Consider the following 10,192-nt stretch of genomic DNA (forward strand, 5'->3'; position numbering starts at 1 on the left):
GCTTGACCGCTAACCCCGCACCACGCCGCAAGCTGATCGAGGTCGATCTACCGCTAGCCGCCATAAACAAAGAGTCGGCGCGAGAAAAGTCGCTGCGAAATGGGCATCCGTCCACGCTGCACCAGTATTGGGCGCGCCGGCCTCTCGCTGCCTGCCGAGCGGTGATCTTTGCCAGCTTGGTCGACGACCCGGAAGACTGCACCGAGGAATTCCCGACCAAAGAGGCGCAGCAGGCCGAGCGGCAGCGGCTGCACGCATTGATCGAGCGGCTGGTGATCTGGGAAAACGTGCAGCCGGACAGCCAGGACGGCGTGCTCGACGAGGCGCGCCGCGAGATCGCGCGCTCGCTGGCGCGGGATCGGGGCGAGCCCGCACCAACGGAACCCGACGCGGTGCTGTCTTACCTAAGCGAACACGCGCCGCCGCTGCATGATCCATTCGCCGGCAGCGGCTCGATCCCCCTGGAAGCCCAGCGACTTGGGCTACGTGCGATCGCTTCCGACCTCAATCCCCTGGCCGTGCTCATAAACAAGGCCCTTGTCGAGACTCCACCAAAATTCAGAGATCAGACACCGATCAATCCAGACGCAGACGCACTAGGAATGACGGTCGGCAAGGGGCGAAATCCGCGTCGGGTTGCCTGGCGCGGGGCGGCGGGGTTGGCCGACGATATCCGGTACTACGGGCGCTGGATGCGGGACGAAACCTACACGCGCATGGGTCACCAATATCCAAAGGCGAGCTTGCCGAACGGATCTGAAGCTACCGTGATCGCCTGGCTCTGGGCTCGCACCATCCCCTGCCCCAACCCTGCCTGTGGCGTGCGAATGCCGCTGCTTCGCACGTTTCAATTGTCGACAAAGAAGGGCGATCGTCACTGGATTCGACCGCTGATGGACCGCGCGGCAAAGTCCATCAGATTCGTCGTCCAGGATCACGATGAGGGCGTTCCGAAGGCTGGTACCGTCGACAACGCGAGCGTCGTATGCGTGGCTTGCCGGAGCGCTGTCCCGCTTACCTACGTGCGCCAACGTGCGCGATCCGGCGATTTGGGCGAGCAGATGACGGCCATCGTGGCCGAGGGCCACCGCAAGCGCATTTACCTATCGCCAGTCGACGAGCACATTGATCCAGCGATGAACGCCCGATCTAGCTGGCGCCCCACGCAACCGATGCCTGACACTCCGACTTTGGTTAGCGGGCGCGGCTACGGATTCACCCATTGGCATCAGCTATTCACTGAGCGTCAGCTAACCACAATCACAGCCTTTAGCCAGATCCTGTCACGATGGCGCATTGAAGTCGATCAACTTGGTGTAGAACGTGCCTATTCCGACGCCGTGACAACAGGTCTCGCGCTAGCACTTAGCCGATGCATTAACCTGTGGTCAAGCTTTACAAGCTGGATGAACGATCGCGGTGCATTGCGTGAGACATTTCCGCGGCAAGCGATCCCTATGGTCTGGGATTACGCGGAGGCTAATCCATTCAGCACATCCGGCGGTAATTTCATGTCGTCAGTCGATCGAGTCGCGGCAGTAGTCCAGAGATGCCCAGCGCTACATGAGGCCCTAGTCATGCAAGACGATGCCGCATCAAGTTCGAAAACTGAGTATAGTATCAATCTAACTGACCCGCCCTATTATGACAATATTGACTATGCCGACCTGTCCGATTTCTTTTACGTATGGTTGCGCCCAATTCTACGAGATATCCACCCGGAGCTTTTCGCCGGAATCCTGACTCCCAAGACAGAGGAGATGGTGGCAATTCCAGCGCGATTCAAGGATCCACACCAACGATTCGAGAATCTATTGGGCCAGGCATTGCGCGTAATTCGCAAACGTGGCGGCGACCAATTCCCCACATGCATATTCTACGCCTACAAGCAGCAGGAGGAGGAACGCCAAGGCCGCGCTTCCACTGGTTGGGAAACCATGCTAAACGCCATGATCCAGGCCGACTTTCAGGTTGTTGGCACTTGGCCAGTCCGCACCGAGAGCCCGGGAAGAATCCTTGCACGACGCACGAATGCGCTCTCTTCCTCCATTGTGATTGCCGCCCGTCCTCGTTCGGCGGACGCGCCTACCGCCTCTCGCCGCCAGTTTCTGGACGAACTCGAGCGTGACTTGCCCGCTGCTCTCGACCAGCTAACCCGCGAGGGACATATCGCACCGACGGATCTGGCGCAGGCGGCCATCGGCCCGGGCATGCAGGTCTATTCGCGTTATCGGCGTGTGGAGACAATCAGCGGCGAGCCGGTAACGATTCGAGAAGCGCTGGCGGCTATCAACCAGGTCATCGACAACTACGAGGAACGGCAAGAGGGTGAGTTGGACGCCGAGACGCGCTTCTGCCTGCGCTGGCTGCGGCAGCACGGCCACAAATCAGGCAGCTACGGAGATGCGGAGGTCCTGTCGCAAGCTAGCAACGTAGTAGTAGGAGACCTAGCCGCCGACGACCTGCTGACGGCGTCACGCGGAGTTGTGCGTCTGTTATCGCTAGATGACTACCAGGAGGATCGGCCCTGGACGCGCGGCGACATTTCGGCCTGGGAAGGCTGCCACCGCATGGCCTGGCACATGAACCGTGAAGCCGGCGAGCTTTTTGTGGGGGCAGCCCGAGTGGTCCAGGCGATGGGTATTGCCGCAGAGGCCGCCGAAAGGCTGGCGCGCCTGCTCTACAGCCACTACGACCGAGCCGGCGACTCCGCCAACGCACACGTCTTCAACACTCTCGTCACAGGCTGGCCGCAGATCCTCGACGAAGCGCGGCAGCTGGCCGCGGAGCCGTCTCAAGTCGCGCTCGACCTGTAGAGAGACTGGCGATGCGTGAGGCGGACGCGGGACAGCCCGGCGATGCGCGCGGCGAATTGACGCCGTTTGCCGCGAAGTATCGATTGGAGCGGGAACTACGTCCGTTCACCCGCGATGAGGTGCGGCGGCTGCCGCGCGACCGCTCTGGGCTGTATGCCCTCTGGCTGGCGGCCGAGACCGAGGGCGGACACGAGCGCCTATATCTGGGCATGTCTACTACGTGCGTAAGGCGGCGGCTCTTGGACCATCTCAGCAACGAAACGAATCCTGAGTTGCGGCGCGAGTTGCGGTTGTTTGGCGACCGCGTGGAGTTCTCGGCGGTATTCACCACCGGCGATCGCGAGACACGTGAATTGGAGTCGGCGCTGCTTCGTGACTGGCGGCCGGACACGAACCGGTGGATCCCGGCGCAATAGGCAACGTCTGCTGCAATGACCTGCCGCTCTTGGTGTCGTATCCTTGAGATGTCCTGATTGATCGCGGGGAGCTGGGGTAACGCCCGGCTGAGAGGGCGACCTAAAGCGTCGCCGACCCGTGGAACCTGATCTGGGTAATGCCAGCGCAGGGACGTTCACCGCGTTTGCTGCCGCAGGTTCCACGGAATCTGCGGTCTTTTTGTTGATGGCGGTGAACGAATGCCCCGGGCGACCCTGGCCCTCCAGGTGCTGCCGCTAAACGCGCCCGACGCGCTGGCGGCCGTCGACGCGGCGATCGCGGTGATCCAGGACAGCGGCGTCTCGCACGAGGTCGGTCCCATGGAGACCACCATCGAGGGCGACTCGCTGCGCGAGCTGCTCGACGTCGCCGCGCGGGCGCACGACGCCGCCGTGACGCTGGCCGACGGCCCCGTGCAGACGAACATCCGCATGATCGAAAGCCCGGCGGGCATCGCATCCATGCATGAGAAGACGGCGCCGTTTCGCGATGGGGCAGGCGAATGAAACGGCTCCGCCGCCAAGTGCGCGACTTTGCACCGGCGCTGCTCTTGATCGCCGGCCTGCTGGCGGTTTGGGAAGTCGTGTCCCGGGCCGTGGAGATGCCGGACTGGCTGCTCCCGGCGCCCTCGGACATCGGCGCGTCGTTCGGCGAGGCCGCGCCCCTGCTCGGTCCGCACGTCGCGGCCACCGTCACCGCCGCCGCCGCGGGCTACGCCCTGGCCCTGGCGTCGGCCGTCGTGCTGGCGGCGGCGATCGATCGCTGGGGCCTGGCCCGCCGCGCAATCTACCCGCTGCTGGTGACCTCGCAGACCATTCCGACGTTCGCGCTGGCTCCGCTGCTGGCCATTTGGTTTGGGTTCGGCCTGCTGCCCAAGGTGCTGGTTGTGGCGCTGGTGTGCTTCTTCCCGATCGTGGTGGCGACGGTTGGCGGGCTGCGGGCCGCCGACAAGGAGATGCTCGATCTCGTGCGCGGCATGGGGGCCAGCGACCGGCAGCTGTTCGTCAAAGTGCGCCTGCCCGCAGCCGTGCCGTCGGTGATCTCCGGCATGAAGATCGCCGCCACCTACAGCGTCATCGGCGCCGTCATCGCCGAGTGGACTGGGGCCAGCCAGGGGCTGGGACTCTATCTGCTGCGGGCGTCAAACTCGTTTCAGACCGACCAGGTATTTGCCGTGATTGCCGTCATCGCGTTGCTGAGCATCGCGCTGTTCGGTTGCGTTGAGCTTGTGGGCCGCACCGTCGCACCGTGGACGGCGGCCAAGGAGGAGACCGCACGATGATGATTTCGCGACGCCGGATATTGGGTTTGATGCTCGGGGCCGCCGCCGTGCCGCTGGTGGCCGCCTGCGGCGAGGAGGCCAAGGAGCCGGCATCGGTCACGCTGATGCTGGACTGGGTCCCCAACACCAATCACACGGGGATCTACGTCGCCCGTGATTTCGGCTTCTATGACGACGAAAACCTGCAAGTCTCGATCGTCGAGCCCGGCGTGTCGGGCGTGGCGCAGGCCGTGGCGGGCGGGGCCGCCGAGTTCGGCATCAGCTTCCAGGAAGAGGTGACGCTGGCGCGCTCGGAGGACGTGCCGCTGGTGTCGGTGGCGGCCATCATTCAGCACAACACGTCGGGCTTCGCCTCGCCGGCGGACCGCAAGATTCGCCGCCCGCGCGACTTCGCGGGGAAGAAGTACGGCGCCTTTGGATGGGGTCCCGAGCGGCAGGTGTTGACGGCGCTGATGCAGTGCGACGGCGGCGATTTCAACCAGATTGAGTTCGTGGACATCGGGGCCGTCGACTACTTCGTTGCGTGGGAGCGCGGCGACGTGGACTTCGTGTGGATCTTCGAGGCCTGGGACGGCATTCGCGCCCAGCTGCAGGGATTCGAGCTCGACTACATCCGCCTGACCGACCTCGACTGCATCCCGGACTACTACACGCCGGTGCTCGCGACCAGCGAGGCGATGATCGCCGAGAACCCGGACGTCGTGCAGCGCTTCGTGCGCGCCACGGCCCGCGGCTACGAGTTGGCCATTGATGAGCCTTCGCGCGGTGCGGACACGCTGATCAAGGCCGTGGACGGCATCGACGCGGACCTCGTGCGCGCCAGCCAGGATTGGCTCAGCCCACGCTACGCGGAAGACGTTGACACGTGGGGCTGGCAGACGCGCGACACCTGGCAGGGCTACGCCAACTGGCTGGTGAATTACGACCTGCTCGCGCGCACGATCAATCCCGCCAACGCCTTCGATAACTCGTTCATCGAGAACGCCTGAGGCCGCGGGGGGTCGTTTGCCATTCCCGGAAACGCTAAGCATGTCCGGGAGAAGCGTTGCGAGATTCGGGGCTGGCTGCGGCCTGGATTTCCGCCTTTGGAGACCCTTGCACAGATGGTCGATATCCCACGCCCAAGCCTCGGATCACCCTCACCCTAACCCTCTCCCATCGAGGGAGAGGGGACCGGACCTGCGCTTCAATCTCCCCGGAAGGGATTGCGCAAGGGGCACCGTTCGCGGGAATGGCGAAGGCCTGAATTCCGGCTTTCGCCGCAATGACGAAGGATTGCTCACGGGTTTTCGGGGGACGACGTGAGCGCACCGTCCGGCGGCGCCGCAGCGACTCCGGCCGTGGCGCTGCGCGGCGTTCAGGCGACGTATGTCGAGCATGGCTTGCACGTCGAGGCGCTGCATGACGTCAACCTGACCGTCGCGCGGGGCGAGTTCGTGTCGGTGATCGGACCCAGCGGCTGCGGCAAGAGCACCATGCTCAACCTCATCGCGGGCATTGACCGCCCGAGCACCGGTGAGATTGCTGTCAACGGCCGCTCCGCAATCGGCCGCACGGGCCTGGTGGCGCACATGCCCCAGCGCGACTTGCTGCTGCCCTGGCGGACCACGCTGCAAAACGCCGTGCTCGGACCGGAGCTGCGCGGCGAACCGGACCGCGAGGCGCGGGCCCTGGCGCAGCTGGATCGGTTCGGCCTGGAGGGCTTTGCCGACGCCTACCCGCACATGCTCTCCGGCGGCATGCGGCAGCGCGCGGCCATGCTGCGCACGATCCTGCTGGACCGCGACACCCTGCTGCTCGACGAGCCGTTCGGCGCGCTGGACGCCCTGACACGCGGCGAAATGCAGGAGTGGCTGCTGGGCATCTGGACCGAGCTGGCCAAGACGATCCTGTTCGTCACCCACGACGTCGAGGAGGCGATCTTTCTGTCCGACCGCGTGTACGTGATGACCCGCCGCCCCGGCACGATGAAGCTGGTGCTGGCGATAGATCTGCCGCGGCCGCGCGAACGTGAGATGACCACCTCGCCGCCGTTCGTGGACGCCAAGCGCACGCTGCTCCACGCGCTGCTGGCCGAGACGCAGGGGTAGTCCGGGGCCGGCCTCGCGTGCTCGTCGAGTCCCTTCTCCCCTTGCGGGAGAAGGACAGGATGAGGGGTCAATAGCCTCGAAAAGGTCCGCGTAGCGGGGATTTGCTGCCGCATGAGGCGATTCGCCTGACACCCTCACCCTAACCCTCTCCCATCAAGGGAGAGGGAATCCGAACACCGACCATGAGAGCTAGTAACGGGCGCCACTCTCTCGCATTCGAACCTCACCAGACCGGTCCAGACCCAGTCATTGCGCCGAAGCGACAGGCCCCCGTTGCGGCGTCCACCGGCGCTCTCTATGCTCCGGTCGGCAACCGACCCACACCTCGATGGAGCCTCAGATGGCGCAAGTCTCAGCCGACCGACGGATCCCCGGATACCCCAACGACCCCGTGCGCGAGAAGCTCGAGCTCAAGCTCAGGACCTATGAGTACGAGTTCCCGTTCAACTACCCCAACGTCGACGTCGATCGCGTCTGGATTGGCGGCGAGCGGCACGGCATGGAGCTGTTCCCGATCAAGACGACCGACGGCTCCACGGCATCGACCCAGACGCCATCCGACTGGATCGTGATCCACGAGGACGAGCCCATGGTGCGGGTGGCCGTCATGGGCAGCGCCTGCACGCCGCCGGGATCGATTCTGCTCGAAGCCGACCCGATTCCCGGATTTCGGCACGACGGCGAGGTCGAACACGCGCTGCCGGTGCGCTATCGCATCGACAACCTCTGGGGCATGCACCTGCGCGCCGACATGCTGGAGCAGGGCGGTCGCTCGGAAGCGCTGCCCATCGCCGGCATGAGCTGCGCTGTGATTGAGATCCCGCCGTCCAAGACCGTGCGCGTCGCCGGCCTCGGGGCAATTCCGGCCTGGGCGAGCGACTCCTGGCCCGACGACACGCACTACTCGATCCGCTACATCCGCACCACCGTCGCCGAGGGCTACGCGATCTAGGAGCCCCGAGGCCTTGCCCGGAGACCCTCCTCTCCCTTGACGAAGCCCATGGGCAACCGCGAATCCTTGTAGGGGCAGCCCTTGTGGCTGCCCGAGTCACCGGCGTCGCGGGCGCCCACAAGGGACGCCCCTACAGGATCACGACCCGCGAGACGGTCAGCCGGTCGACGTTCGCGCCGCCTATCCCGGCGGGCTGAAGGTCGGCGGGTTGACGTGGTGGTCCACGCGCGGGCACATCTCGCGCGCGGCGAACTCCTCGGCGAACTCGACGATGTTGTTCACCGACTCCTCGAAAATCCGCCGGCCCTTGTCGGCGGTCGCGAGGGTGGGCGTGCCCTGCGTGCCGTCGGTGGTGTAGGTGCTGGTCCAGCTATCCATCCGCACCGGGCCGGTGGCCCACAGGTCCACCCAGTGGTACTTGGACTTGCGCTGGTTGGTTTCGGTGATCTGGTCCTTGGCGAGGTCCATGTACACCATGTCGGGATCGAAGAAGAGCGCCAGCGAGGTCTCGGCCTCGCCGGCGTGGGCGCAGCCGCCGGGAAACTCGGACTCGCGCCAGGTCGCCATGAAGTCGGGGTCGGCGGCCATGAAGTGCCACCACCCGCCGATGCCCACCCAGGCGTCGCTCTCGAGCATGGCGCGCCGCGCGGCCAGCTCCAGCGGATTGATATTGGACCCATGGCCGTTGACCATGATGATCTTCTTGAACCCCTGGTAGGCCAGGCTCTTGAGGATGTCCACCACGTAGCGGATGAACGTCTCGTGGTGGATGGTCACCGTGCCGGGAAAGTCCATCACGTGCGACGTGTAGCCGTAGCTCACCGACGGCATCACCATGATGCGGCCGTTCGACCGCCGGGCTGCCTCCTCGCAGATCTCGGTGGAGGTCCAGTTGTCGATCTTGACCGGCAGATGGTGTCCGTGCTGCTCGACGGTGCCTACCGGCAGCAGCGGGATGACGCCGCGGGTGACGGCTTCGTTGACCTCGGGCCAGGTCATGTCCTGGAATCTGTGCGTGACGGCCATGTTCAATCCTCGGGAGCGGGAAGCGGTTCATAGTACGCGCCGCAGGCTCGCAGACTGGACCGGTCCGGTCTGAGCGAGCGCCCTCAGCCCGTTCGTCCCTTCGGTGAACTCAGGGCAGGCTCTGAGCGAAGTCGATGGACGCCGTCCCTGGTTCGACAGAGCCTGCCCTGAGCCTGTCGAAGGGCTCACCACGAACGGGGCCGACTCGCCGCCGGAATGCCGGCAGGTCTGGGTCAGCGCAACCTCCCTCGTCACCCCGGCGAAGGCCGTGGTCCAGGTTCGCCCGATACGCACGAGTCACCGTCTGGATTCCGGCCTGCGCCGGAACGACGGACAGGGCAGGCGCCGAACCGACGGACCGGGTACCTTCCACTAGCGCTGGAGACGCGGAGGCTGCGATGCGGGTTCGGGTGGAGCTGCCCGAGGGCGCGCGCTGCGCCGTGGCGCTGAGCTACGACCTCGAAATGTGCGCCGGGTATTCCCCAGTGCTCATCAACCACGGCCGCATCATGCCGGCGCTGCGCGACTACACGCTGCGGCTCTGCACCACGGCCGAGTCATTCGGCGTGCCGCTGCACTTCTTCTACGTGGTCAACGGCCTCGAGGAACCCGATATCGACTACCTGCGGGAAATCCTGCGGCGCGGCCACGTAATCGACAACCACACCTACAGCCACATGCTGCTGAACTATGCAGACCCGGCCCAGCTTGGCTGGGAGCTGACCACGGCGAACCGTGAGCTGGAAGCCAGGCTTGGCGTGCAGTCGACCGTGCTGCGCGGGCCGGGCGGGTTGCCGAGCGGCCTGGACCGGCTCCTGCCCAACCAGCAGACCATCCTCGACAGCGGCTTTCGCTGGGTCAGCAGCCACATGGAATCGACCATGGGCAAATACGGCTGGGCGCACGACGTCGCCGCGACGTCGCGGCTCCAGCCCTACGTTTATCCCACCGGCCTGATCGAGATTCCCATCCAGGGCTGGATGGACCGCCTGTTTTTCGACTTCGAGCGCAACCGCGACAACGACGCGATGGAGGTCTGGCGCATCAATGAAGGCCACCAGCCTGTGCCGGAGGGCTGGACCTGCCCCTGGACGGACGCCGCGGCCCTGGACGACTGGATCGCCTACAACCTGGCCGCGCTCGACCACGCCTACGAGAATCGCCTGCTGTGGGTGCCGACGTGGCATCCCTACACCCACTACCTGCACGATCCGGCCAACCGCGCCCTGCCGGCGCTGATGGCCCACGCACGTTCGAAGCCGGAGCCGGTGGCCGTCTGCACCGTGCGCGACGCCGCCACCATGTTGCATCTCGAGGACGACTGACGAGGCCCAGACGCGGCTGTCAGCGCTCGGAGTCGTCCAGTTCAACCGCTTGGCAACCTCCGCAAGGCCATGTAGGGGCGTCCCTTGTGGGCGCCCGCTCGTGAGCTAACTGCTTGAGCGGAATCTAGATTTCCGCCCCGTGTCGAGCACGGGGCAGACTCTTCGCAGGAACGACGCCGGGCCAATCCCCTCACCCCAGCCCTCTCCCCATGGAGACCTTTGCATAAACCCAGGGGCGGGGCGGACCATGGGGCGTCGCCAGGCGG

At 65.2% G+C, this 10,192-nt stretch carries 9 protein-coding genes and 1 riboswitch; of the genes, 8 read left to right on the forward strand and 1 reads right to left on the reverse strand.

Annotated elements, in window-relative coordinates; genetic code table 11:
* Positions 1-2: 2 nt before the first annotated feature.
* The 7 genes from OXG33_04835 to OXG33_04865 all read left to right on the forward strand — a co-directional run bounded on the left by OXG33_04835 (position 3) and on the right by OXG33_04865 (position 7,575).
* The gene (locus OXG33_04835; protein MCY4113252.1) at positions 3-2,816 is read left to right on the forward strand and encodes a DUF1156 domain-containing protein; all 2,814 of its coding nucleotides are present in this window, start codon (positions 3-5) and stop codon (positions 2,814-2,816) included.
* An 11-nt stretch (positions 2,817-2,827) separates the two neighbouring features.
* Positions 2,828-3,232, forward strand: coding sequence for a hypothetical protein (locus tag OXG33_04840; protein ID MCY4113253.1), 405 nt, complete (start codon positions 2,828-2,830; stop codon positions 3,230-3,232).
* A 54-nt stretch (positions 3,233-3,286) separates the two neighbouring features.
* A riboswitch (TPP riboswitch) is annotated at positions 3,287-3,401 on the forward strand.
* A gap of 50 nt (positions 3,402-3,451) precedes the next feature.
* Positions 3,452-3,757, forward strand: coding sequence for a thiamine-binding protein (locus OXG33_04845; GenBank protein ID MCY4113254.1), 306 nt, complete (start codon positions 3,452-3,454; stop codon positions 3,755-3,757).
* A complete protein-coding gene (locus tag OXG33_04850) occupies positions 3,754-4,533 on the forward strand; it encodes an ABC transporter permease (protein ID MCY4113255.1) in 780 nt (259 codons plus the stop codon). The genes OXG33_04845 and OXG33_04850 overlap by 4 nt, the downstream gene beginning before the upstream one ends.
* Positions 4,530-5,522: an ABC transporter substrate-binding protein gene (locus tag OXG33_04855; GenBank protein ID MCY4113256.1), complete on the forward strand. Its 993-nt coding sequence runs from the start codon at positions 4,530-4,532 to the stop codon at positions 5,520-5,522. Before OXG33_04850 ends, OXG33_04855 begins: the two co-directional genes overlap by 4 nt.
* Before the next feature lie 312 nt (positions 5,523-5,834).
* Complete coding sequence (locus OXG33_04860; GenBank protein MCY4113257.1) at positions 5,835-6,623, forward strand: ABC transporter ATP-binding protein; 789 nt, start codon at positions 5,835-5,837, stop codon at positions 6,621-6,623.
* 340 nt (positions 6,624-6,963) lie between these two features.
* Positions 6,964-7,575: a hypothetical protein gene (locus OXG33_04865; GenBank protein MCY4113258.1), complete on the forward strand. Its 612-nt coding sequence runs from the start codon at positions 6,964-6,966 to the stop codon at positions 7,573-7,575.
* Between the two features lie 180 nt (positions 7,576-7,755).
* On the opposite strand, the gene OXG33_04870 is transcribed toward OXG33_04865, so the two are convergent.
* Positions 7,756-8,601 (reverse strand): creatininase family protein, encoded by an 846-nt coding sequence (locus OXG33_04870; GenBank protein ID MCY4113259.1) that lies wholly within the window; start codon positions 8,599-8,601, stop codon positions 7,756-7,758.
* A 398-nt stretch (positions 8,602-8,999) separates the two neighbouring features.
* Between OXG33_04870 and OXG33_04875 the strand changes: the two genes are divergently transcribed.
* Positions 9,000-9,926 carry a polysaccharide deacetylase family protein gene (locus OXG33_04875; GenBank protein MCY4113260.1) on the forward strand — a complete coding sequence of 309 codons (927 nt, stop codon included), beginning with the start codon at positions 9,000-9,002 and terminating at the stop codon, positions 9,924-9,926.
* Positions 9,927-10,192: the final 266 nt, after the last annotated feature.

The sequence above is a fragment of the Chloroflexota bacterium genome (assembly GCA_026708035.1).
Taxonomy (GTDB): domain Bacteria; phylum Chloroflexota; class UBA11872; order UBA11872; family UBA11872; genus JAJECS01.